This window comes from Bradyrhizobium denitrificans (genome assembly GCF_013179005.1).
Classification (GTDB): domain Bacteria; phylum Pseudomonadota; class Alphaproteobacteria; order Rhizobiales; family Xanthobacteraceae; genus Bradyrhizobium; species Bradyrhizobium denitrificans.
This window is the reverse complement of record NZ_JABFDP010000028.1, coordinates 82,675-105,812: the sequence shown is the minus strand read 5'-3', so window position 1 is coordinate 105,812 and position 23,138 is coordinate 82,675. Positions and strand designations below refer to the sequence as shown.

The 23,138-nt window shown below is 66.9% G+C and carries 19 protein-coding genes; 10 read left to right on the top strand and 9 right to left on the bottom strand.

Annotation, left to right across the window (positions count from 1 at the left end; translation table 11 throughout):
* Positions 1–314: 314 nt before the first annotated feature.
* Together HL671_RS28630 and adh are read left to right on the top strand one after the other, a co-directional pair.
* On the top strand, positions 315–1,364 hold the full coding sequence (locus HL671_RS28630; protein WP_012046550.1) for a helix-turn-helix domain-containing protein: 1,050 nt from the start codon (positions 315–317) through the stop codon (positions 1,362–1,364).
* A gap of 147 nt (positions 1,365–1,511) precedes the next feature.
* Positions 1,512–3,029, top strand: coding sequence for an aldehyde dehydrogenase (adh, locus tag HL671_RS28625; RefSeq protein ID WP_041751007.1), 1,518 nt, complete (start codon positions 1,512–1,514; stop codon positions 3,027–3,029).
* 159 nt (positions 3,030–3,188) lie between these two features.
* On the opposite strand, the gene HL671_RS28620 is transcribed toward adh, so the two are convergent.
* From HL671_RS28620 to xylB, 6 genes are all read right to left on the bottom strand, one after another.
* Complete coding sequence (locus HL671_RS28620) at positions 3,189–3,656, bottom strand: J domain-containing protein (protein ID WP_172240939.1); 468 nt, start codon at positions 3,654–3,656, stop codon at positions 3,189–3,191.
* A gap of 87 nt (positions 3,657–3,743) precedes the next feature.
* Positions 3,744–4,082, bottom strand: coding sequence for a Rieske (2Fe-2S) protein (locus HL671_RS28615; protein WP_172240936.1), 339 nt, complete (start codon positions 4,080–4,082; stop codon positions 3,744–3,746).
* A gap of 220 nt (positions 4,083–4,302) precedes the next feature.
* On the bottom strand, positions 4,303–5,250 hold the full coding sequence (locus HL671_RS28610) for an ABC transporter substrate-binding protein (protein ID WP_172240933.1): 948 nt from the start codon (positions 5,248–5,250) through the stop codon (positions 4,303–4,305).
* Between the two features lie 102 nt (positions 5,251–5,352).
* Positions 5,353–6,393 carry an ABC transporter permease subunit gene (locus HL671_RS28605; protein ID WP_012046545.1) on the bottom strand — a complete coding sequence of 347 codons (1,041 nt, stop codon included), beginning with the start codon at positions 6,391–6,393 and terminating at the stop codon, positions 5,353–5,355.
* Positions 6,386–7,909: a sugar ABC transporter ATP-binding protein gene (locus tag HL671_RS28600; RefSeq protein WP_172240930.1), complete on the bottom strand. Its 1,524-nt coding sequence runs from the start codon at positions 7,907–7,909 to the stop codon at positions 6,386–6,388. The genes HL671_RS28605 and HL671_RS28600 overlap by 8 nt, the downstream gene beginning before the upstream one ends.
* A 154-nt stretch (positions 7,910–8,063) precedes the next feature.
* Positions 8,064–9,509 (bottom strand): xylulokinase, encoded by a 1,446-nt coding sequence (gene xylB, locus HL671_RS28595; RefSeq protein WP_172240927.1) that lies wholly within the window; start codon positions 9,507–9,509, stop codon positions 8,064–8,066.
* A 126-nt stretch (positions 9,510–9,635) separates the two neighbouring features.
* On the opposite strand from xylB, the gene HL671_RS28590 reads away from it, so the two are divergent.
* The 4 genes from HL671_RS28590 (at position 9,636) to HL671_RS28575 (ending at position 14,864) form a co-directional block, all read left to right on the top strand.
* Complete coding sequence (locus HL671_RS28590; protein WP_012046542.1) at positions 9,636–10,469, top strand: SDR family oxidoreductase; 834 nt, start codon at positions 9,636–9,638, stop codon at positions 10,467–10,469.
* A gap of 162 nt (positions 10,470–10,631) precedes the next feature.
* Positions 10,632–11,765 (top strand): GGDEF domain-containing protein, encoded by a 1,134-nt coding sequence (locus HL671_RS28585; RefSeq protein ID WP_012046541.1) that lies wholly within the window; start codon positions 10,632–10,634, stop codon positions 11,763–11,765.
* A 126-nt stretch (positions 11,766–11,891) separates the two neighbouring features.
* On the top strand, positions 11,892–13,226 hold the full coding sequence (locus tag HL671_RS28580; protein WP_172240924.1) for an acyclic terpene utilization AtuA family protein: 1,335 nt from the start codon (positions 11,892–11,894) through the stop codon (positions 13,224–13,226).
* Positions 13,227–13,313: 87 nt separating this feature from the next.
* On the top strand, positions 13,314–14,864 hold the full coding sequence (locus HL671_RS28575; protein WP_172240921.1) for a GMC family oxidoreductase: 1,551 nt from the start codon (positions 13,314–13,316) through the stop codon (positions 14,862–14,864).
* A gap of 3 nt (positions 14,865–14,867) precedes the next feature.
* On the opposite strand, the gene ggt is transcribed toward HL671_RS28575, so the two are convergent.
* Positions 14,868–16,541: a gamma-glutamyltransferase gene (gene ggt, locus HL671_RS28570; RefSeq protein ID WP_172240918.1), complete on the bottom strand. Its 1,674-nt coding sequence runs from the start codon at positions 16,539–16,541 to the stop codon at positions 14,868–14,870.
* Positions 16,542–16,749: 208 nt separating this feature from the next.
* Here ggt and HL671_RS28565 point away from each other — a divergent pair, with 208 nt between their 5' ends.
* Positions 16,750–18,243, top strand: a complete 1,494-nt coding sequence (locus HL671_RS28565; protein WP_172240915.1) for an amidohydrolase family protein — start codon at positions 16,750–16,752, stop codon at positions 18,241–18,243.
* Positions 18,240–19,169, top strand: a complete 930-nt coding sequence (locus tag HL671_RS28560) for a CobW family GTP-binding protein (RefSeq protein ID WP_012046536.1) — start codon at positions 18,240–18,242, stop codon at positions 19,167–19,169. Before HL671_RS28565 ends, HL671_RS28560 begins: the two co-directional genes overlap by 4 nt.
* A 20-nt stretch (positions 19,170–19,189) precedes the next feature.
* Here HL671_RS28560 and HL671_RS28555 read toward each other — a convergent pair whose 3' ends face one another.
* The gene (locus HL671_RS28555; protein WP_041751004.1) at positions 19,190–20,326 is read right to left on the bottom strand and encodes a GGDEF domain-containing protein; all 1,137 of its coding nucleotides are present in this window, start codon (positions 20,324–20,326) and stop codon (positions 19,190–19,192) included.
* Positions 20,327–20,433: 107 nt separating this feature from the next.
* Complete coding sequence (locus HL671_RS28550; protein ID WP_172240912.1) at positions 20,434–21,501, bottom strand: DnaJ domain-containing protein; 1,068 nt, start codon at positions 21,499–21,501, stop codon at positions 20,434–20,436.
* A 95-nt stretch (positions 21,502–21,596) separates the two neighbouring features.
* Between HL671_RS28550 and HL671_RS28545 the strand changes: the two genes are divergently transcribed.
* Together HL671_RS28545 and HL671_RS28540 are read left to right on the top strand one after the other, a co-directional pair.
* Positions 21,597–21,857 (top strand): hypothetical protein, encoded by a 261-nt coding sequence (locus tag HL671_RS28545; RefSeq protein ID WP_172240909.1) that lies wholly within the window; start codon positions 21,597–21,599, stop codon positions 21,855–21,857.
* 294 nt (positions 21,858–22,151) lie between these two features.
* Positions 22,152–23,027 (top strand): dihydrodipicolinate synthase family protein, encoded by an 876-nt coding sequence (locus tag HL671_RS28540; protein WP_172240906.1) that lies wholly within the window; start codon positions 22,152–22,154, stop codon positions 23,025–23,027.
* Positions 23,028–23,138: the final 111 nt, after the last annotated feature.

The window sequence follows — 23,138 nt, the reverse complement described above, 5'->3', positions numbered from 1 at the left end:
GGAATTCGAATTAACGGGGTTTAAGGAACCCGTCCTGGTTGCGGTCTCTGCGGCCGTTTCGGCCGCGAGAGTGTCGCAGCCCTGCGACACCCAGTAGTCTTTCGGGAAACGCAGAGATTGCTATCTTCCTATTAATGCACGCTAGGCGAGATGTAGCTGAACAATCCGGCGCGCACGGCGCAGCGAATCGATTCGTCGACGCTGCGCGCAGGTGCCGGCTTCGCGGCGTTCCTTGACGTCGATCAAATTGGGGTGCTGTATTCGCTCTAGCATGACAACTAACGACCGTTTGGGAGAAGGCCAGGAGGAGGGACATGGGGCGCTCGCCCGAGAGTGCGCATGCCGACCGCGTGCTGGATACCGTTGTCAAAGGTGATCCCAGGAAGGCTGATCCAAAAGCTGATCCAAAGGACAAGGCCGAGCCCAACCACGACAGCAAAGACGACCCCAAGAACGCTCCGGCGGCGGCTGTGTCCGCGCTGGCGGCGTCATGGCGCCGCTCCGGCCAGCTGCATGCGCTCGATCCGGCCACCCACGCGCCATCCTGCCGCTTGACCGCGGCCGAAATCGCCGCCGCGCGCGAGCGGCTCGGACGCCTGCTCGCGATTGCCCAGGCCAGCCTCGAACGGCTGTTCCTTGCGGTCGGTGGGGTCGGCTGCTCGGTGCTGCTGGCGGATGCCGAGGGCATCGTGATCGACCGCCGCGGCGCCCGTGGCGACGACTCGACCTTCGAATCCTGGGGGCTGTGGACCGGCGCGGTATGGAGCGAGCGGCATGAGGGCACCAACGCGATCGGCACCTGCCTGGTCGAGAAACGGCCGCTCACCATCGATCGCGATCAGCATTACCTCGCCCGCAACACGCGGCTGTTCTGTACGACCGCGCCGATCTTCGACGAGCATGGCCAGCTCAAGGCGGCGCTCGATGTCTCGTCCTGTCGCGCCGATCTCACCGAAGGCTTCGGCCGCCTGATTGCGACCACGGTGGCGGACGCCGCGCGCATGATCGAGGCGGAGAATTTTCGTCAAGCCTTTCCTCATGCGCGCATCGTGCTGACGCCGGACAGCGAGCGCGAGATCAACTCGCTCCTCGCAGTCGACCGCAATGATCTGGTGATCGGTGCGACGCGGTCGGCGCGCCGTGCGCTCGGCCTGTCGGCATCGGCGTTGTCGCGTCCCGTTCCCGCCGGCGATCTCATCAAGGGCGCGCGTGCCGAAGGCGACGACATCGATGCGGCCGAACGCGCCGTGTTGAAGCGGGCGCTGGCGCGCGCCGGCGGCAACGTCTCGAAGGCCGCGAAGGAATTGGACCTGTCGCGCGCGACCCTGCACCGGAAGATGAAGCGGCTCGGACTCGAGCGGTGATCGCGCGAGGATCCGCAATTCGCCGCCGACCTGTCGCAGGACTGCGACACTTCAGCCGACCGGTTGATGACGCCCCCTGGTCTCCCGACACCGTTTGAAGGAGCCTCTCCTCAACGCCGTGTGCATCGGCGTGAATGGGAGAGACAAATGACCAAGGTTGACGTCCATGCGGCGCTCAAGCCGCCTTTTGCTGCGCGTTACGACAATTTCATCGGCGGCGCCTGGAAGGCCCCCAACGCCGGCAAATATTTCGACAACATCTCGCCGATCACCGGCCAGCCGGTGTGCCAGATCGCGCGCTCCGATGCGTCCGATATCGAGGCCGCGCTCGATGCCGCGCATGCGGCCAAGGATGGCTGGGCGCGCACCAGCGTCACCGAGCGGGCGCAGATCCTGAACAAGATTGCCGACCGCATGGAGGCCAATCTCGCCAAGCTCGCGTTGGCCGAGACATGGGACAATGGCAAACCGATCCGCGAGACCACCGCGGCGGACATTCCGCTCGCGATCGATCATTTCCGCTATTTCGCCGGCGTCATCCGCGCCCAGGAGGGCTCGATCGCGGAGATCGATCATGACACCATCGCCTATCACTTCCACGAGCCGCTCGGCGTGGTCGGCCAGATCATCCCGTGGAATTTCCCGATCCTGATGGCGGCGTGGAAGCTTGCGCCGGCGCTCGCGGCGGGCAATTGCGTCGTGCTCAAGCCGGCCGAGCAGACCCCGGCCTCGATCCTGGTGCTGATGGATCTGATCGGCGATCTCCTGCCGGCGGGCGTGCTCAACGTCGTCAACGGCTTTGGGCTGGAGGCCGGCAAGCCGCTGGCGTCGTCGAACCGCATCGCCAAGATCGCCTTCACCGGCGAGACCTCGACGGGGCGGCTGATCATGCAATATGCCTCGCAGAACCTGATTCCGGTGACGCTCGAGCTCGGCGGCAAGTCGCCCAACATCTTCTTCAAGGACGTCTGCGCCGAGGACGATGATTTCTTCGACAAGGCGATCGAAGGCTTCGTGATGTTCGCGCTCAATCAGGGTGAGGTCTGCACCTGTCCGAGCCGCGCGCTGATCCATGAATCGATCTATGAGCGCTTCATGGAGCGCGCCTTGCAGCGCGTCGGTGCCATCGTGCAGGGCAGCCCGCTGGATCCGGCCACCATGATCGGCGCGCAGGCGTCTGCCGAGCAGCTCTCCAAGATCCTGTCCTATATCGAGATCGGCAGGAACGAAGGCGCGCAGCTCCTGATCGGCGGCGAGCGGAACGTGCTCGGCGGTGATCTTGCCGGCGGCTACTACGTCAAGCCGACGGTGTTCAGGGGCCACAACAAGATGCGCGTGTTCCAGGAGGAGATCTTCGGCCCGGTCGTGTCGGTCACCACCTTCAAGACCGAGGACGAGGCGCTGGCGATCGCCAACGACACGCTCTACGGCCTCGGTGCCGGCGTGTGGAGCCGCGACGCCAATACCTGCTACCGCTTCGGCCGCAACATCCAGGCCGGCCGCGTGTGGACCAACTGCTATCACGCCTATCCCGCTCATGCGGCGTTCGGCGGCTACAAGCAGTCGGGCGTGGGACGCGAAACCCACAAGGTGATGCTCGACCACTATCAGCAGACCAAGAACATGCTGGTCAGCTACAGCCCGAAGAAGCTCGGCTTCTTCTGACGGCTGGGGAAGGAGCCGGTCGGGCATGAGCGCCCCGGCCGGCTTCTTGCTTCTGAAGCCCGGTCATCCCGTCGCATGGGAGCGTTCCGAACGGCTTCACCGCCGCGGGGATCCCGCTCGACATGCCGTGACTGTCGGTCGCGTCAGTGCGCGCAACCTTCAATCCAATCGCGCCAGCAGCGCCGCGCGGGCTTCGGAGATGCGCCGATACAACTCGCTGCTGCCGCCGGCGTCGGGATGCGCTGATTTGGCGAGCCGGCGGAATGCGGTCTTGATGTCGGATGTCGTCAGGCTGCCTTGCAATGGCAGCTCGAGGATGGTGCGGAAGGCGACATCATCTTGGTTGCGTGTGAGCTGATCCAGCAAAGCGCTGCGCGCGGCCCGCGCCGCGATGCGCAGCTCATCCTGATCCTGGCGCCAGCGCTGCTGCGACATCACCAGACAGGCGCCGAACGCGATGCGGCCCTGTGTCTCCAACTCGTCGAGGCTGAACGGTCCGACGACGTCATAGGGCGGCGCGAGCGATACGCGCCGTCCGGCCGCGCCATCGTTGACGGGGCCGAGCCGGACGCTGTCGACGATTCCGATCGACCCGTTCCAGATCACCCACTCCGCAGCGCTCGTCATGCTGCCGCTCTCGTTGATGGGGCCACCGGTCCGTAGGCCCGCTCCCATGGCCGGACCTGGCCTCGGCGGTAGCTTTCGAACACCGGGTCAGGCCGACGTGCGGGCCGGCTTCAGCGGACCGACATCGACCTGGATCTCATCGCCCGCGACCTGCAGCGGATAGGAATGCAGCGCATTGCGCACGAGATGGGTGACGCATTTGCCGCTTGCGCCGTCGAAGCCCCATTGATGGTGCGGGCAGGTGACGGTCTTGCCATCGAAGGTCGCCTCGGTCAGCGGCACGTCGGCATGCGGGCAGCGGCCCCGCCAAGCGGTGAGCTCGCCGCCCGCGGGCCAGAGCAGCAGCACGCTCTTCTTGCCGAGTTGATACAAACCCATGCCACCCTCGGAGATGGCGCTTGTCGGACAGATTGCGGTGAAAGCCATTCTGATCGCCTGCTGATGGGTGACGTCAGGCAGGGCCACGCAAGTTCCGGACCAGCGGAAACAGCGAAACGGGTCGCGCGCCTTGTCGCAAATGCGACAACTCCTGGGTCACGCTTGCCGCGAGCGGCGCGACCAGCTCACATGGTGGAGCAAAAAAACGCCGCCCGATGCGGGCGGCGTTCTCGATGCTATCAGCTGCTGCGCGGAGCGATTGCGTTGGCTACTCCTTCCGCTCCGAGGTCCAGCCCTTGTACTCGGCGACATTGTCGCGCGTGATCAGCTTGGAGGGCAGGAGCTCGACGGTCGAAGCGGGCTTCTGGCCGTTGAGGATGCTGACGCCGATCTGCACGGCGCGGCGGGCCATGAAGAATGGGTCCTGCGAGGCCGAGGCCTGGATCTGCGGCGAGGCCGGGTCCTTCAACGCGGTCTCGATGTCGGGAGCGCCGTCGACCGAGGTGATGATGATTCCGGAGCGCTGCTGCTGGCGCGCGGCGAGGTCGGTGCCGATGGCCTGCGGATCGTTGATGGCGAAGATCGCGTCGATCTTCGGGTAGCGCGTCAGATAGCCCTGCGCGACGGTGAGGCCGCCTTCGCGCGAGCCCTTGCCGTCCTGGTCGCTCGACAGCACCTTGATGCCGGGCGCCTTGGCGAACACGCTCTTGCAGCCATTGACGCGGTCGATCACGGCCGACACCTGCGGTCCGTTCTGGATGATCACGTCGCCTTTGCCGCCGAGCTTGTCGACGATGTACTGGCAGGAAATCTCGCCGGCCTGCACGTTGTTGGTCGTGACGGTGGCATCGGCGCCTTCGGCGGCGGTGTCGACCGCGACCACGAGGATGCCGGCCGCCTGCGCCTTCTTGATCGCGGGGCCGATGGCCTTGGGATCGCCGGGGTTGAGCAGGATCATGTCGACGCCCGCGGCGATGAAATTGTCGATCTGCGTGACCTGCTTGCCGAGGTCATATTCGAAGCCGACCGCGGTGATCTTGACGTTGGGATTGGTCTTCTTGGCCTCGAACTCCGCGCCCTTGGACAGGGCGACGAAGAACGGGTTGCCGAGCGAGCCGAGCGACACGCCGATCGATTTCAGCTCCTTGGCCGAGGACGGCGCGGAGCTCATGACAAGCGCCAGTGCGGCACCGGCGAGCGAAATGGACTTCAACATGGTGTTCCTCCCTGGTCCTTCTTCAATCCCTGCGCACGGTGGACCAGCAGCCGTGGAAGAAGCGTGAGGCGAGCGCCGGCGGCGGCCGCCGATGGATAACTCTCAGGTACGGGCCGAGCCCTGCAGGCGATAGCGGTCGAGCGCGACGGCGCCGATGATCACGAGCCCCTTGATGACGTATTGCCAGATGTCGGACACGCCGACCAAGATCAGCCCGTTCGACAGCACCGCGATGATCAGCGCGCCGACCAGGGTGCCCCAGATCGAGCCGATGCCGCCGACGAAGGAGGTGCCGCCGAGGATGACGGCGGTGATCGCGTCGAGCTCATAGGATTGGCCGAGCTGCAGGCCGTTTGCCGCATAGAGCCGGGCCGCCTGCATGCCGCCGCCGAGCCCGGCGAGCAGGCCGGACATGCCATAGACGAAGATCAATACCGCCCAGACCTTGATGCCGGCGAGCCGCGCCGCGCTCTCGTTGCCGCCCACCGCATAGATATGCACGCCGAGCACGGTGCGGCGGAGGATCAGCCAGGAGCCGAGGATCACCAACAGCGCGATCACCGACAGCCATGGGATCGAGACCACGCCGGGGATGAGCGTCAACGACGCATTGCCGATGAAGGCATAAGGAATCGATGGATTGAACACGGTGGTGTCGCTGCCCATCAGGCGGGCCAGACCGCGCACCGCCGTCAGCGAGCCCAGCGTCACGATGAAGGGCGGCAGCCGGAGCAGCGCGATCAGCGCGCCGTTGACGACGCCGAAGGCCAGCCCCGTCAGCACCGCGGCCGGCAGCCACAGCGTGCCGAGATCAGGCATCTTGGACAGCGTCAGGCCGGCCATGGCCGCGGCGGCCAGGATCGAGCCGACCGACAGATCGATGCCACCGGTCAGGATCACGAAGGTCATGCCGGCCGCGAGCACGGTGTTGACCGCGGCCTGCTGCAGCACGATGCCGAGATTCTGCCCGGTGAAGAAGCGTCCTTCGGACAGCATGTGGAAGCCGATGCACAGGATCAGCAGCACCGGCAGCATGCCGGCGGCACGGATCATCAGCCGCAGCCGCTGCTGCTTGCTGTCCGGCGCGGCCGGCAGGCCGCCTGCGGTCGCCGCCTTGGCTTGAGCGGGGCTGTTGTCAGGCATGGACGTGCTCCGTCCCGGTGGCCAGTGCCATGATGTCTTCCTGGGTGATGGGAGTTGTTGCGCTCTGTTGCAGCTCGCCGGCGAGTTGGCCGGAGCGCATCACCAGCACGCGGTCGCAGATGCCGAGAATCTCGGGCAGGTCGGAGGAGATCACCAGGATCGCGGTACCCGACTTGGCGAGATTGTCGATGATCGAATAGATCTCGGACTTGGCCCCGACGTCGACGCCGCGCGTCGGCTCGTCCAGGATCAGCACTTTCGGCGCGGTTGCGAGCAGGCGCGACAGCAGCACCTTCTGCTGGTTGCCGCCCGACAGGCCGCCGACAGTGACGCCCGGATTGGGCGCCCGGATGCCGAGCGCGCTGAACGCCTCGTCGGCCCGCAGGCGCGCTTTGTCGCGATCCAGAACGCCGCCGAGCCGCGCATCGCGCCCGATCACTGCGAGGTTGATGTTGTCGGCGCAGGACATGTCGAGGAACAGGCCGAGCGCCTTGCGGTCCTCGGTGAGATAGGCGATGCCGGCGTCAAGCGCGTCGCGCGGCGTCTCGATCTCGATCCGCTCGCCGTCGAGCGTGACATGGCCGGTCGTCTTCGGCGTGGCGCCGATGATCAGATGAGCGAGCTCGGTGCGCCCGGCGCCGATCAGCCCGGCGAGGCCGACGACCTCGCCGGCATGCACGGTGAGCGAGCAGCCCTTGACGCGATGGCCGTCGCCGAGATCGACCGCGGTGAGCACCGGGCGGTCGCGCTTGGCATGCGGATCGTGATCCTTCTTGTAGAACGACGACACGTCGCGTCCGACCATCATGCGGACGATGCTGTCGGCGCGGATCTCCGGCTTGTCCAGCGAGCCGACGAGGCGGCCGTCGCGCAGCACGGTGACGCGGTCGCCGAGCGCATAGACCTCGTCCATGCGGTGCGAGATATAGATGATCGCGAGCCCTTCGGCGCGCAGCTGGCGGATCAGCGCGAACAGTTTCTCGCTCTCGCCGGCCGAGAGCGATGTGGTCGGCTCGTCCATGATCAGGATCTTGGAGCGCGCATGCAGCGCACGGGCGATCTCGACCAGCTGGCGCTGGCCCATCGACAGCTCGGCGACCAGCGTCGAGGCTGCAAAATCAGCACCCAGCCGCGTCAGGATCGGACCGACGCCCTCGCGCATCGCCCCGCGTGCCAACAGGCCCGATTGCGATACTTCGCGGCCGAGATAGATATTCTCCGCGACCGTCAAGTTTGGCGCCAGTGACAACTCCTGGTAGATGATGGAAATGCCCGCGGCGCGGCCGCCGAGCGGTCCCTCGATGCGCACCGGGTGCCCGTCGATCCGGATCTCGCCGCCCGGATCGGGCCGATAGGCGCCGGAGAGAATCTTCATGAGCGTGGATTTGCCGGCGCCGTTTTCGCCCATCAGAGCATGGACTTCACCGGCATAGACGGTCAGATCGACCTTCTGCAGGGCCTTGATGCCGAAGAATGATTTCGACACCCCGCGCATCTCGAGGATCGGACCGCTCATCGTGCCTCCCAACGCACGTCCACTTCATTGCCGCGGCTCGTTGATAGCAGGCGCGGGGGTCGGCATTAAACTAGAGGCTGTTGCCGAATACAATATCAAAGACAACGGGCTATCGCAGGTTGACGTGATCAGCTGTGGCGCTTGCGAACGGGGTTCAGTCCTGGCGCCGATAGAGCCGGCGCCACTGCGGCAGCCGCTCGGCATAGTCTGCCGCGAGCCTGTGATCCGGCGCGAAGCTCCGCACCCGCGCCGGCGGCGTGCACACGCTCGCGATCGTCTCGCCGGTGACCGCGAGGCGCGCGAGCCGCGCCGCACCAAAGGCTGCGCCGGTCTCGCCTTCGGCGAGCCGGTGAATCGGGATGTTCAGCACATTGGCCAGGATCGCAAGCCAGAGGTCGGAGCGCGAGCCGCCGCCGATCGCATCCGCTTCCGCGATCGCCAGGCCCGTATCGGTCAGCGCGTCGCGGCAATCGGCCAGCGCGAAGGCGACGCCTTCGAGCACGGCCTGTACGATCGCGCTGCGGTCGGTGGCATGGCTCAGCCCGTCGAGCAGTCCGCGCACATTGGCGTCGTCATGCGGCGTCCGCTCGCCGGCGAGATAGGGCAGGAAGCTGACCGGCGACGGCGCTGCGGGGCAGGCGCCGAGCGGCGCCAGCAGATCAGCCTCTGAGGCGCCGAGCAGTCGCGCGATCCAGGCAAGGCAGGAGGCGGCCGACAACATTGCGCCGGCCTGCAGCCACAGCGCCGGGACGGCATGACAGAAGGTGTGGACGACGCGATCCGGATTGGCGTTGACGGTCTCGACCGGCGTGATCACGGCGCCCGATGTGCCGAGCGTGATGAAGGTGGCGCCGGGCCGGATCGCGCCGATGCCGATCGCGCCCGCCGGATTGTCGCCGGCGCCTCCGGCGATGAGCGGGCGCTTCGTCATGCCCCAGCGCGCCGCGAGCTCCGGGCGCAGCCGGCCGGCCGGCGCGCAGCCTTCGACGAGGCGCGGCATCTGCGCGCGTGACAGGCCGGTCGCCGCGAGTCCCGCGTCCGACCAATCCCGCTTATGGACATCGAGCCACAGCGAGCCCGACGCGTCGGAAACGTCCTCGATCGCCTCGCCTGAAAGCACGAGCCGGACATAGGCCTTCGGCAGCAGCACGAGGTGGATGGCGTCGAAGATCGCCTCCTCGTGGTTCGCAATCCATACCAGCTTCGGGGCGGCGAAGCCGGGCATCGCCTTGTTGCCGGTGACCTGCCGCAACGCGGGCCAGCGCTGTTCCAGCACAGCGCATTCGGCCGCCGCGCGGCCGTCGTTCCAGAGGATGCAGGATCGCAGTGGCGTCATGCCGGCGTCGAGCAGCACCGGCCCGTGCATCTGGCCGGACAGGCCGATGCCGTCGACCTCGGCCAGTGCGCCGGCATGATCGGCCTTGAGCGCATCCAAGGTCGCGAACACCGCGGCGATCCATGCGCCGGGATCCTGCTCCGCCCAGCCGGCGCGGGGAGAGTCGATTGTCAGATTGTGGCTGCGGCTCGCGACCACGCGCTGGGCATCGTCGACAAGAATCGTCTTGACTGCCGACGTGCCGAGATCGATGCCGAGATACATGAGGTCTCACGCCCGCGTGCCGGGGGATGGAAGGGCGGGGAGCGATAGCAGAGTTCCGACGGCTTTGTCATCCGGGCACGCGTCGTTGCAACCTATGACAGACGAGATCATTCGAGGAGTTGAAGCATGCAGCCATCCGCCCCGCCGACCGTACGCGCGCCGCGCCTCGCCGGACATTACGCACTGGTGACCGGCGCCGCGCAAGGCATCGGTCGCGCGATTGCGGTGCGCTTTGCCGAGGAAGGCGCGCATGTCGCAATCAATTTCGGCGGGCCGTCGCCGTCGGGGGACGAGACCCTGGCCCTGGTGCAGGCGGCCTCGGCAGCCCATGGCCATGGAGCGCGCGATCACTTCACGGTGAAAGCCGATATCGGGGTCGAAGCCGACATCGCCGCGATGTTCGAGACGGTGCTCAAGCGCTGGCCGCAGCTCGACTGCCTCGTCAACAATGCCGGCTTCCAGCGGGAGTCGCCGAGCGAGGCCCTCGACGTCGCGACCTATCGGGCCATCCTCGAGGTGAACCTCAACGGCGCCGTGCTATGTGCACGCCATGCACTGGCGCATTTCGTTGCGCGCGGCGGCGGCAACATCATCAACACGTCGAGCGTGCACCAGATCATTCCGAAGCCCGGCTATCTCGCTTATTCGATCAGCAAGAGCGCGATGGCCGGACTGACCCGCACCTTGGCGCTGGAATTCGCCGGGCGCGGCATTCGCGTCAACTCCGTCGGCCCCGGTGCGGTCGACACGCCGATCAATGCGGCCTGGACCGGCGATCCCGTCAAGCGCGGCGTCGTCGAATCCCACATCCCGATGGGACGGGTCGCGAGCCCGGAGGAGATCGCCGGCGTGTTCGCCTTCCTGGCCTCGTCCGAGGCTAGCTACATCACGGGGCAGACGATCTATGCCTGCGGCGGGATCACGCTGTTCGGGGAATTCCGCGACAATTGGGCGAGCTGACCGCGCGGCATTGTCTCGTCCCGAGACAGCCGCGCGTCGGATCGCCACGCTGCGATTTGCGTTCTCTTAAGCAAGATCGCTGCATGGCAGCTCCTCGCAGTTGCAGCGAGGTTTCGTTAAGGCGCGGGTACGATAGTGCGCGCGTTGGCGAACGGAACTGTGATGCAACGATTGGACTCGGAAACTCGTCGCGAGCTGGCGCATCTGCTTTACAGCTCGATGCCGCTGGTCGGGACGATCTCGGCCGGGGCCGTCGTGATCGGGGCCGTGATGGCGTGGGTCGCCCGCGATCCGGGCTATGCCGCCATCACCATGGCGCTGTTGGTGATCGGCGTCTTCCGCGTCGTCAAGCTGTTGATGTTCGCAGCGCGTTTCGATCAGCTCGACGACGCCGACATCATCCGCTGGGAGCGTCTCTATGGCCTCGGCGCCGCCGCGTTCGGGCTTGCGGTCGGCGGCTTGTCGGCCCGCGCCTTTCAGATCGGTGACGGGCCCGGCATCTGGATGTGCTTCGGCCTGTCGATGTCATTCTGCGTCGGCATCGTCTCGCGCGTCAGCCCGTGGATCGTGATGAGTTCGTCCGCGGTGCTGCTGATTCCGACCGTGATCGCCTGTGTGCTGCAGCCGGAGCCGGTCTTTCGCATGGGCGCTGCAATGCTGGTGCTGTTCTGGATCACCCTGCGCGGCACATCCTACCGGCTCACCGCCGCGTTCACCGAGCGGATCGAGGCGCAGCAGGCGCTGCGCCGCCAGGCGCATCAGGATTTCCTCACCGGCCTGCCGAACCGGGCCGCCTTCATCGCGGCATTGCGCGGGCTCGATGGCCCCGCGGCGATCATCGCGATCGATCTCGACGGCTTCAAGAGCATCAATGACGCGTTCGGCCACCAGGCCGGCGACGAGCTGCTGTGCCAGGTCGGCGCGCGGCTGCGCCAATGCCTCGGTGACAGCGGCCTTGCGGCGCGGTTTGGCGGCGACGAATTCATGCTGCTGCTTCCGGTTGCGGCAGCGCAGCCGGGCCGCGATGCGGCCGGGGCATTGGCGCGCCGCGTTGTGAGCTCGCTCGCCGATCCATTTGTGCTGGCTGGAACCCGCGTGCAGATCGGCGCCAGCGCCGGCATTCTGCTCGCCGAGCATCGGACAGCAGAAACCGAGGCGCTGATCGACCAGGCCGATCGCGCGCTCTACGCCGCCAAACGGGCCGGCGGGCACCAATGGCGCTGGGCCGATGAGGAGCCCGCCGACACCGATTGGACGCGGGCTGACGACACCCCGGCGCTGGCGCCCGCGGTCTGAGCGCAGCGCCGGCGATGTTGCCGCCATCGCGGGGCAGGGAGCCGGCGTTCACGGGTCGCCTTGGCAAGTGCGCCGCCGCATCGTACTCCTGCCTGTAGCCTATCGAGAGAAGACAGGAGGAGGCCCATGCGGAGCGTCAGGATCGGCGCCGGCGCCGGCTATTCCGGCGACCGCATCGAGCCCGCGATCGAGCTCGCCGAGAGCGGCGCGCTGAACTATCTCGTGTTCGAATGCCTCGCCGAGCGCACCATCGCGCTGGCGCAGCAGGCGCGCATCAAGGATCCGAACGCCGGCTACGATCCGATGCTGGCGGCACGGATGCAGGCGGTGCTGCCGATCTGCCGGGCCAACACGATTCGCATCGTCACTAATATGGGCGCCGCGAATCCGACCGGTGCCGCCGAAGCGACGCGCGTGCTGGCCCGCAGGCTCGGCCTGACCGGGCTGAAGATCGCAGCCGTGACCGGTGACGATGTGCTGGCGCGGCTGAAAACGACGGATGTCGCGCTCGGCACCGGCGACACGATGGCCGGGCTCGGCAACCGCGTCGTCTCGGCCAATGCCTATGTCGGGGCGCGCGCGATCGCCGAGGCGCTCGCGGCCGGCGCTGATGTCGTGATCACCGGGCGCGCCGCGGATCCGGCGCTGTTCCTCGGTCCGCTGATTCATGAGTTCGGCTGGGCGATGGATGATTGGGACCGGCTCGGCCAGGGCACGGTGGTCGGTCATCTGCTCGAATGCGCGGGTCAGATCACCGGCGGCTATTTTGCCGATCCCGGTGTGAAGGACGTTCCGGATCTCGCCCGGCTCGGCTTTCCGATCGGCGAGGTGCGCGAGGATGGCGAGCTGATCGTCACCAAGGTCGCCGGCTCCGGCGGTTGCGTCACCGCCGCGACCGTGAAGGAGCAACTGCTCTACGAGATCCACGATCCCGCGCAGTATATCCAGCCGGACGTGGTGGCGGATTTTTCCGAGGTCACCGTCGAAGAGCTTGGCCCTGACCGTGTCAAAGTGGTGGGCGGCCGTGGCAAGCCGAAAACCGGCTTGCTGAAGACCTCGGTCGGCTATCACGATTGCTATGTCGGGGAAGGCCAGATCTCCTATGCCGGCCCTGGCGCAGTCGCACGCGGCCGCCTCGCGCTCGACATCGTGCGCGAGCGGCTGGCGCTGACCGGCGTGCCGGTCAGCGAGTTGCGCTGTGACCTGATCGGCGTCAACGCGCTGCATGGCGATGGCCACGCGCAAGCCGGCGAACCCTACGAGGTCCGCATTCGGGTCGCTGGGCGCACCGCGACGATGGCTGATGCACTCAGGATCGGCAACGAGGTCGAGACGCTCTACACCAATGGTCCCGCCGGCGGTGGCGGGGCGTGGAAATCGGCCCGCGAGGTCATTGCTGTCGCATCCTGCCTGGTGGCCGAGGATGCGGCCGAGCCCTGCGTTGAGATGCTGGTGGTTTGAGTTTTCCGGGGCTTCACGGCCCGCATCGGCTCGCGCAAGCTGTGGCCATGCTGGTGAAGGCTCCGATCAGAAGCGAGAACTCATTCGATGTATGACCTCATTGTCGTCGGCGGCGGCTCCGCGGGAGCGGCGGTCGCAGCGCGTCTGTCCGAACAGCCGGAACGGCGCGTGCTGCTGCTGGAGGCCGGCGCCGACTGGCGCGCGGACGAGGTGCCATGGGAGATCGCGACGCCCAATCCGATCCCGATCATCCATGATCGGGCCTTCCAGGAGAAGTGGCAGTGGCCGCAGCTGATGTCGCGCCGGGTGGCAGGCCAGGAGATGCGGTTCTACTGGCGCGGCAAGGGGCTCGGCGGCAGCTCGATGATGAACGGCCAGATCGCGATCCGCGGTGTGGCCGAGGCGTTCGACCAATGGGCTGCCCAGGGCTGCACCGGATGGTCGGCGCGTGAGATCATGCCGCTGTTCTCCGTGATCGAGGACGACCTCACTTATGGCGATCGCGACGGGCACGGCCAGGGCGGTCCGCTGCCGGTCTATCGGGCGCCGGCGGACCAGTGGGGGCCGATCGACGGTGGCTTGCGCGATGCGGCGCTGGCGAGCGGCTATCCCTGGTGCGACGACCTCAACGGGCCCGATGGCGAGGGCGTCGCCTGCTATCCCATCAACAGCCGCAACGGCCGCCGCATCTCGACCAACGAAGCCTATCTGGAGCCGGCGCGAGGCCGTTCGAACCTGGAGATCCGCGGCCGCGCGCTGGTCGATCGTGTCCTGATCAGCGATGGCCGCGCGACCGGCGTGCGCGTGCTTCTCGACGGCGAGGGCGCCAGGGAGATCGCGGCGCGCGAGGTCGTGCTATGCGCCGGGGCCATCCACAGCCCGGCGATCCTGTTGCGTTCGGGCCTTGGACCCGCGGCCGAGCTGCGGCACATGGGCATCGCCGTGTTGCGCGATCTGCCGGTGGGACGGCACTTCTTCGATCATCCCTTGTTCCGCACCACCATCCAGCTGCGCGAGGCGCTGCGTCCGACCGACCGCGACACGCGCCACACCAATTGCTGCGTGACCTATTCGTCCGGCCTGGCCGAGGGCGGCAAGCGCGACATGATCCTGATCGCGTTCAACCACCGTGGCATCGGCGTGCCCGGCGCGATCGGCGCCGGCCTCTTCAACGCCTTCTCGCGCGGCACGCTGAAGCTCGCCTCGCCTGATCCCTCCATCGATCCGATCGTGGACGAGAATATGCTCGCCGATCCCCGCGACATCGCGCGGATGCGGGACGCGGTGAAGCGGCTGGCCGTGATCACGCAGCAGCCGGCGCTACAGGGTATCGCCGATTGGATCCGCCTCGGCGATACCGAACTCACGCTGCCGCAGGCGGCCGCGCTGCCGGATGCCGAGCTCGACGCGCTGCTGCGCCGGGTGACCGGCGATATTCAGCATGCCGCCGGCAGCTGTCGCATGAGCGGCTTCGCCGACGCCGATGGCGTCGTCAATCCCGACGGGACGGTCAAGGGGATCGGCGGCCTGCGCGTCGCCGACGCCTCGATCATGCCGGCCGATTGTCGTGCCAACACGCATTTCACCACGGTCGTGATCGGGGAAGCGATCGCGCGGATGATGCGGAAGAGGACGTAAGCCTCAGGCGATGGCGAAGCGAAGCCCGGCGCGGGCGCGCCCGCCGGAGATCGCGATCGGCGTGCCATCGGCGCGCCAGCACGCCGCACCGGTCAAGCCGCCGTCATCACCGAAGGCGATGGCATTCATGCCGCCGGCCACGATCGGTTCGCGCTTGATCGCATGGCCGCGTGCGGCGAGCTCCTGCGCCACGCTGTCCGAAAACGCCGGCTCGAGCTCGAGCTCGCCGCCTTGCGTCCACAGCCGCGGCGCCTCCACCGCTTCCTGCAAGGACATGCGGTGGTCGATGAGGTTCACCAGCGCCTGCAGCGCCGAAGGGAAGATGCGCAGACCGCCGGGCAGGCCGAGCGCGTAGCGCAAGCGCCCATCGCGTGTCGCCATCATCGGCGCCATCGAGGTGAAGACGCGTTTTCCGGGTGCAATCGACAACGCGCGGCCGGGATGCGGATCGAAATTATACATGTAGTTGTTGGCCGTCATGCCGGTGCCGGGGATCTGCACGCAGGCGCCGAACAGGCCGTTGATGGTCTGGGTCGAGGCGACCACATTGCCCTCGGCGTCCGCGACGGTGACATGCGTGGTGTTCGCGGATTCGGTCGGGGACAGCCCCGGACCGAAGTGTCTTGCCCGGCCGATCTCAATCTGGGCCCGCCGCTCGTCAGCATAGGTCTTCGATGTCAGGCGCTCGACCGGCACGTCGACGAACGCCGGATCGGCGGTGGCGACCGCGCGATCGGCAAAGGCGATCTTCAACGCTTCGGCGAGCAGATGCGCGGCATCGGCCGAGCCGAAGCCGAGCGCGCCGATATCGAAACCTTCGAGGATGTTGAGCATCTGCACGATGTGCACGCCGCCTGAGGAGGGGGGCGGCGGACCGATGATCTCATGGCCGCGATAGGTGCCGCGGACCGGCGCGCGCTCGATCACCTTGTAGGCGGCGAGGTCGGCCATGTCGATCAAGCCGCCGGACCGAGCCATATCGTCGGCCAGCGCGGCGCCGAGCGGCCCTTGATAGAGCGCGTCCGGCCCGTGCTCGGCGATCAGCCGCAGCGATGCGGCGTAGTCGGCCTGGATGACGCGCGTGCCGGCCCGCACCGGCTCGCCGCCGGGCAGGAACAGCGCCGACAGAGCTGGATCCCGCGCAAGGTCGGCGGCGACCAGCCGGACGCAGTCGTTGAGATACGCACTCGCCACGAAGCCATGCTCGGCGAGCCGGATCGCCGGCGCCATGACCTCGGCGAGCGGCAGCCGACCATAGTGCGTCAGCGCCTCGCACCAGCCCTTCAGCGCGCCTGGCACGGCGACGGCGAGCGCGCCGACGACGTTACGGCGGTCGCGGGTTTCGCGCGCGAGCGCGATCTCGTCGGACACCGGGTCATACATCGCGGGCGTCGCGCGCAGCGGTGCGGTGCTCAGCCCATCGAGCACGATGTGGCGGCCATCGGCGAGGCGGATATGCGACAGGCCGCCGCCGAGCAGGCCGACCATCATCGGCTCGACCACCGTCAGCGCAAACAGCGCCGCCACGGCCGCGTCGATCGCATTGCCGCCGCGCATCAGCATCTCGGCACCGGCGCTCGAGGCGAGCGGATGGTTGGTCACCACCATGCCGCGCGAGCCTGTCGCCGGCTGCTTCTCGCAGGTGAAAGGGGCGATGCGCGGCGCGGGTGAATTCATCCTGATTCTCTTCTGTCGAACGGCGGCGGCCGGTGCCGATCATCCTGACCGATCCCACGCGCCGAGGAAAGAGCATCGCTGTCGGACCGAACTGATAGTTGCGCGCCATGCATGCAGCGGAGGGCATCGATCTGTCCTGTCGCGTTTTCATCACGGCGCATCTGTGTTAGGCCTGCGCGCAGTTCCACTTCGTGAGCCTGCTGACGGCATGTCCCATTATGATCTGATCATTCGCGGCGGTCGCGTGCTCGACCCCGAAACCAAGCTCGATGCGACGGCCGACGTCGCCGTCAAGGACGGGGCCATCGCTGCGGTCGGCGATATCGCAGGCGGCGCGGATCAGGTGATCGATGCGGCGGGGCTCGCCGTCGTGCCCGGCTTCATCGATCTGCACGCGCACGGCCAGTCGCTGCCCGCCGATCGCATGCAGGCCTTCGATGGCGTCACCACGACCTTGGAGCTCGAGATCGGCGTGATGCCGGTGGCGCGCTGGTACGATGAGCAGGAAGCGATCGGCCGCACACTGAATTACGGCGCGGCGGCGGGCTGGGTGTTTGCGCGCATCGCGACGATGACCACGCAGCAGACCGCATCGAGCATTGCCGGCATGGGCGAGGCGATGCGCGACAAGCGTTGGATCGAAGAGGTCGCGACGGCTGCGGAGACGGCCGAGATCGTCGAGCGCACGCGGCAGGGACTGGACCAGGGCGGCCTCGGCATCGCTTTTCCGAATGCCTACGCGCCCGGCACCGGCATCAAGGAATTGTCCGAGCTGTGCAGCCTGGCCGCGAGCCAGGATGTGCCGACCTATACCCACATCGTCTATATGTCCAACGTCGATCCGCGCAGCTCGGTCGATGCCTATACGCGGCTGATCGGGCTGGCCGGCTCGACCGGTGCCCACATGCATATCTGCCATTTTAACAGCACCAGCCTGCAGGATGTCGGGCGCTGTGCCGAGCTGGTCCGGACCGCGCAGGCGCAAGGCTTGAAGGTCACGGTCGAGGCCTATCCCTATGGCACCGGCTCGACGGTCGTCGGGGCTGATTTCTTCGCCGATCCCGCCTTTTGCCAGCGCATGGGCACCGGCTATGACGCTATCGAGATGGTGGCGGAGCGGCATCGTCTCGGCAGCCGCGATGAGTTGCTGCAGCGGCAGCAGACCGATCCCGGGGCGCTGGTGCTGATCCACTTCCTCGACGTCGCCGTCAATCCGCGCCATCGCGACCTGCTCGATGTCTCCGTGTTGTTTCCCGGCGGGGCCATCGCGTCGGACGCGATGCCGTGGATCCTGTCCAACGGCACCGACTACACCGGCGAAGCGTGGCCGCTGCCGGACGATGCGGTGTCGCATCCGCGCTCGTCGGCGACCTTCGTGAAGTTCCTGCGCGAATGGGTGCTGGACCGCCAGGCGGTACCGCTGCTCGACGGCCTCGCCAAATGCACGCTGATTCCGGCGCAGATCCTGGAGCGATCAACGCCGGCGATGCGGCGCAAGGGACGGCTGCAGGCGGGATGCGATGCGGACATCGCCGTGCTCGATCTGTCATCGTTGCGTGATCGTGCCGACTTCCTCAACATGAACCGGCCGTCGGAAGGCGTGAGACATCTGCTCGTCAATGGCCGCGCCGTGATCGCCGGCGGACACCTCGTCCGCGACGCACGACCGGGCCGGCCGGTGCGGCGGCCGGTCCTGTCATGATCGTCCCCGTTCTGCTGGTGGCCGGCGCGCTCGGCGCCGGCAAGACGACCTTGCTGAATCATCTGCTGGCCAATCCTGACGGCCGGCGCATCGCCGCCGTGGTCAACGATTTCGGCGCGGTCGATATCGACGCGCAACTGCTCGGGACCGTGACCGAGGAGGTGATCAGCCTGAAGAACGGCTGCATCTGCTGCTCATTGCAGGGCGACCTGCTGCGCACATTGTCGGCGGTGATCAAGCGCGATCCCGCGCCCGATGCGATCGTGATCGAGACCTCGGGCATCTCGGATCCGGCCGAGATCATCCGCAACCTGATGGATCCTGTGATCTTCAAGGTCGCGCCGCTGGAGACTGTGGTGACGCTGGTCGATCCGCAGCGGCTGCGCGACGCGCCGGAGCTGGAGCAGGATGCGCTGTGGCGCTCGCAGCTGCGCGCGGCCGATTTCGCATTGCTGACGAAGACCGATCTGCTCGACCGCGTGGCGCTGGACGAGGTCCGTGCCGTGGTCGGTCGGCACAAGCCGCAATCGGCGATCTTCGAGGTCGCGCACGGCATCGTGCCGCCCGATCTGCTGTTCAGCCGCGAGCTGCGCGCGCCCCGGGCTATGCCGCGGCAGATGCCGGTGATGTCCGAGCCGTTCGCAACGGTGACCTGGACCTCACGTGCACCGCTGTCGCTCGCTCGCTTTCAGCAGGTGATCGGGCAGCTGGCGGCCCGGACCCTGCGCATCAAGGGGCTCCTGCTGTTCACCGAGCATCCGGGGAAGCCGATCCTGTTTCAGTCGGTGGCGACGCGCGGCACGCTGGCGCCCGCGCCGCTGCCGCCGGCCGACGGACTGACGGCGCAACTGGTGCTGATTGGGCGCGAGGGGGAGATTGCCGCAGATCAGATTGATGCGGTGATGCGCGGCATCGAGATGTCATAGCACCGGCAAGGCGAACGCTCTCAGCCGGCCTGACGAAGCTGTGCGGTGTCGGCGTCGGCCCAGCTACAACGGCCGCCACCGGCGCGCTTGGCCGCATAAAGCGCCTCGTCGACCCGGCGCAGCACCTCGTCGACCGTGTCGTCCGTCAGCGGCCGCTCGTTCACGAGCAGTCCGGCGCTGGCGCCGATTACCATGGGGATATCGGACAGCAGGAACGGCATCGACAAGGTGCGGACGGCCTCGCGCGCCAGCGCCATCGATTCATCGCGTCCTTCGGCACCGTCTGCGACCGGCTTCAGCAGCATGAACTCGTCGCCACCGAAGCGCGCGGCAAGGCCGCCCGAGCCGACGCAGTCCGACAGCCGCGTCGCGACCTGGCGCAGTAGCTCATCGCCGGCATGGTGACCGTGGCGATCGTTGACCGGCTTGAAGCCGTCGAGATCGATGGCGATGATCGCGACGCTGCCCGTGGTGCGCTCCAGTGCGGCGAGGAACGCGGCCCGATTCGGCAGGCCGGTCAGGAAGTCGTGGTTGGCCTGGCGGGCCAGCGCATGTTTGGCCTCGAGTCGCTCGATGAACGCGGTGCTGAGATGGCGCGATGCTTCGCGGATCGAGAACCAGAACAGGACGAGCATCGCGGCGCCGAGCTGGTAGGGCAGCTCCGGGCGCATCAAGCCGGCCACCAATGTGGGCGCGAACAGCACGGCGGTTGTCGTCAGCACCACCCAGGGGCGGATCGCCGCGCGCGAGACCATGCCGACGCAATAGGACATCGACAGTCCGAACGCGATCCACGCGCCCGGCGCATCGTTGAGCTGAAAGGCCCGAAAGGTGAGGGCGCCGAGCGCGAGCCCAAAGGCGGTTGCGCCGGCGGCATAGACCTTTTCCCAGAGCACCACGTCCCGGTCGGAGAGGCGGGCGCTGCGCTGCTTGTAGCGGAGCAGGCTGACCACGCGGCCGATCGCGTTGACGATGATCGCGAACGTGATCGCGATGTAGCCGGGGTCGCGATGCAGGACGGCCAGCGTGACCGATCCGGTGATCGCGGCCGCGTTGATCGACATCACCTGTGGCAGGGACGTGTACAGGAGCTCGACCAGCTCGCGCCGGATCGCCGGGTTCGGATCAACGAATCTGGAAGACTGCCCATGTCCCATGGAACCACCATGAGACACCTTTCCTAACAGTTGATGGGCGGCCACATCTCGCGCGACGAAGAGGTTTGCGATTACCTTAAATCTTCGTCAACGCAAACGTCGAAGCCTCACGGAGCGCGGCTTGGATCGCTGATGGCATAGACCGGCGTCGCTGTTGCCATTCTCGGGGACATGGTGGTCGCGGCGGCGACCTTTGGCGGCTCGGACTTCGGCAGCTCTGCCTTAGTCTCCGTTTTGGGCGGATCAAGCTTCAAGGGGCGGAGCGGCTGACGCTTCGCCATCGCATCCAGCACGGCCCGGTTTGCCTTTTCCAGCCGCTTGGCAGCAGCGACGTCGGCGAAGGCACGATCGAATTTGCGCATCCGGTAGAAAACGATGCCGCGATCGATATAGGCCTCTTGATAGCGCGGATCGAGCTGGATCGCGGTGTCCAGATCGCTCAGAGCCGCCGAGAGGTCGCCTTTCTGGAACGAAGCCATGCCGCGATCATGGAAGGCGCGCGCATCGTTCGATGGAGCGTTGCCGGGGAAGGCTGCGTCCGCATTGCACGAAGCAGCAGCGCCCGGCGCGCAGGACGAACGCTCCTGCTCGGCCGAGTAGACCGCGTCGACCTTGCTGACCCGAAGCGGCAGGGTCTCGGCAGCTGCCGGTGCACCGGCGTTTGCGGCGGCATTGGCCGGCGTCTCGACGGCGGCTCCCGCGGGCGCCTCCGCGGTCGTCGTCGCCTCCGGCGTCACCGCAACCGTCTCGATCGGCTTGGCAGGGACTTCATGCGGCTTGAGCTTGTTGGTCGCGACCACGATCGGCTTTAATGGCGCGACTGAAGCCGCCGACATATGGGTGAACAGGAGATAACCGGTCAGCGCCACGGCAGAGGCGCCGGCCAACGCCATCACGCCGGATGCGACCTTGTGCACCTTGGCCGCGACGGCGAGCTTGGACTCCTGCTGACTCTCGTCCTGCGCGGCCCCGAGCAGGCGGTCATAAGCAGCACGCTGCTCCTTGTCGCCGAGGATGTCGTGAGCGCGGACGATCTGCCGAAACCGCAGCGCCGTGTCGGGATCTCCCGCGTTGAGGTCGGGATGGCTCTCCTTGACCGCCTTGCGGAACGCTGCCCTGATGTCGTCAGCGTCGTCGTCCGGAAGAGCTCCGAGCAAATCGTAAAGCGTCTTCATGATCGATCTCGCTGCAGGTTTCCCTCGTCTCCGATCGAAATTCCCACGGCGAATTTACGCTGGAGCACTCGTACTAACACTTTCCGCCTTGCACGATGCTGGGCCAATTCGGCGGAAAAATGACTGAAAATGGCGAAATTCGCAGCCAATTCTGCCGGGTTTGGAACCATGAAACGCTTGAACCTGTCTGGGGTCTCGCTGTTGCAGCTTCCGGCATGGTGAAGAAAAAGTTTGAAATGACGTTTAACGCGAGGGCCTATGGCCTCATCAAATCGCGTGACGTGCAGCACATTCCCTGGGGCGTGCCGGCCGTTATGGTCCGCATGCAACGAGCGATCGCGGGATCGGCGAGGTGATGTCATGAGACGGAGGGCTGGGACAATCGCAGCGGTTGCATCGTTTGCGTCACCTGCCGGTGTCCGCGCGCAGCGAGCGGCTCCGCAGGGACGTCATGCCACCCTGGTGGACGCGTGGGCGAGGCCCGGCGCTGCGGCTGCAGTCTTTGTCGGCATGGCTCCGGACCGGCCGGTGCCGGACCTGTCCGGCCGCTGAAGAGCATGTCCTGCCGGCAGCGGACCACTCCTTTGCGCGCGGCAGGCGCGCACGTCGCCCGCTTGCGGGGGCGGCCGGCCGGCCGCTATACCGATCGCATGAGCGATTTTCACGGCGTCTTTCCCTATCTCGCCTCACCGATCAGCGCCGACGGTACGATCCGCACCGATGTGCTGGGACGGCTTTGCGATGACCTGATCCAAGCCGGCGTGCATGGCCTGACGCCGCTCGGTTCGACCGGCGAGTTCGCCTATCTCGACCGCGCCCAGCGCATGACCGTGGTCGAGGCGACCATCGACGCGGCGAAGGGGCGCGTTCCGGTCGTCGCCGGTGTGGCATCGACCGCGATCGCCGACGCGGTGGCGCAGGCCAAGGCCTATCAGAAGCGCGGCGTCAGCGGCATTCTCGCGGTGCTCGAGGCCTATTTTCCGGTGAGTGATGCGGGCATCGAGGCCTATTTTCGTGCCATCGCCGATGCCGTCGATGTTCCTGTCGTCATCTACACCAATCCGCAATTTCAACGGTCCGACCTGTCGCTCGATGTGATCGCGCGCCTCGCCGAGCATCCGCGCATCAACTACATCAAGGACGCCTCGACCAATACGGGACGGTTGTTGTCGATCATCAACCGATGCGGCGATGCCCTGAAGGTGTTCGCGGCGTCGTCGCACATTCCCGCTGCCGTGATGCTGATCGGCGGCGAGGGGTGGATGGCCGGACCCGCCTGCATCATCCCGCGCCAGAGCGTCGAGCTCTACAATCTCTGCAGGGCGTCCTGTTGGGATGATGCGCTCAAGCTGCAGAAGAAGCTTTGGCGCGTCAACGAGGCGTTTGCCCGCTTCAATCTCGCCGCCTGCATCAAGGCCGGGCTGGCGATCCAGGGATATGACGTCGGCGACCCGGTGCCGCCACAGGCCGCACTGACCGCCCAGCAGCGCAAGGTCGTCGAAGAGGTGCTGCGCAGCCTGGGGTGACACGCGGATGACGGCCCGGCTCTCTCCGGTGTCATTCCGGGACAGCCCGAAGGGCTGAGCCCGGCATCCCGTCTCCGCGGCGCCTCGGCCGGCCAGGTTTGGCGACGCCGA

Bases quoted from the DNA above. Each gene is read 5' to 3' on its own strand.
- HL671_RS28630 (WP_012046550.1), top strand. From the start codon at position 315: ATGGGGCGCTCGCCCGAGAGTGCGCATGCCGACCGCGTGCTGGATACC.
- adh (WP_041751007.1), top strand. From the start codon at position 1,512: ATGACCAAGGTTGACGTCCATGCGGCGCTCAAGCCGCCTTTTGCTGCG.
- HL671_RS28620 (WP_172240939.1), bottom strand. From the start codon at position 3,656: ATGACGAGCGCTGCGGAGTGGGTGATCTGGAACGGGTCGATCGGAATC.
- HL671_RS28615 (WP_172240936.1), bottom strand. From the start codon at position 4,082: ATGGCTTTCACCGCAATCTGTCCGACAAGCGCCATCTCCGAGGGTGGC.
- HL671_RS28610 (WP_172240933.1), bottom strand. From the start codon at position 5,250: ATGTTGAAGTCCATTTCGCTCGCCGGTGCCGCACTGGCGCTTGTCATG.
- HL671_RS28605 (WP_012046545.1), bottom strand. From the start codon at position 6,393: ATGCCTGACAACAGCCCCGCTCAAGCCAAGGCGGCGACCGCAGGCGGC.
- HL671_RS28600 (WP_172240930.1), bottom strand. From the start codon at position 7,909: ATGAGCGGTCCGATCCTCGAGATGCGCGGGGTGTCGAAATCATTCTTC.
- xylB (WP_172240927.1), bottom strand. From the start codon at position 9,509: ATGTATCTCGGCATCGATCTCGGCACGTCGGCAGTCAAGACGATTCTT.
- HL671_RS28590 (WP_012046542.1), top strand. From the start codon at position 9,636: ATGCAGCCATCCGCCCCGCCGACCGTACGCGCGCCGCGCCTCGCCGGA.
- HL671_RS28585 (WP_012046541.1), top strand. From the start codon at position 10,632: ATGCAACGATTGGACTCGGAAACTCGTCGCGAGCTGGCGCATCTGCTT.
- HL671_RS28580 (WP_172240924.1), top strand. From the start codon at position 11,892: ATGCGGAGCGTCAGGATCGGCGCCGGCGCCGGCTATTCCGGCGACCGC.
- HL671_RS28575 (WP_172240921.1), top strand. From the start codon at position 13,314: ATGTATGACCTCATTGTCGTCGGCGGCGGCTCCGCGGGAGCGGCGGTC.
- ggt (WP_172240918.1), bottom strand. From the start codon at position 16,541: ATGAATTCACCCGCGCCGCGCATCGCCCCTTTCACCTGCGAGAAGCAG.
- HL671_RS28565 (WP_172240915.1), top strand. From the start codon at position 16,750: ATGTCCCATTATGATCTGATCATTCGCGGCGGTCGCGTGCTCGACCCC.
- HL671_RS28560 (WP_012046536.1), top strand. From the start codon at position 18,240: ATGATCGTCCCCGTTCTGCTGGTGGCCGGCGCGCTCGGCGCCGGCAAG.
- HL671_RS28555 (WP_041751004.1), bottom strand. From the start codon at position 20,326: ATGGGACATGGGCAGTCTTCCAGATTCGTTGATCCGAACCCGGCGATC.
- HL671_RS28550 (WP_172240912.1), bottom strand. From the start codon at position 21,501: ATGAAGACGCTTTACGATTTGCTCGGAGCTCTTCCGGACGACGACGCT.
- HL671_RS28545 (WP_172240909.1), top strand. From the start codon at position 21,597: ATGCTGGGCCAATTCGGCGGAAAAATGACTGAAAATGGCGAAATTCGC.
- HL671_RS28540 (WP_172240906.1), top strand. From the start codon at position 22,152: ATGAGCGATTTTCACGGCGTCTTTCCCTATCTCGCCTCACCGATCAGC.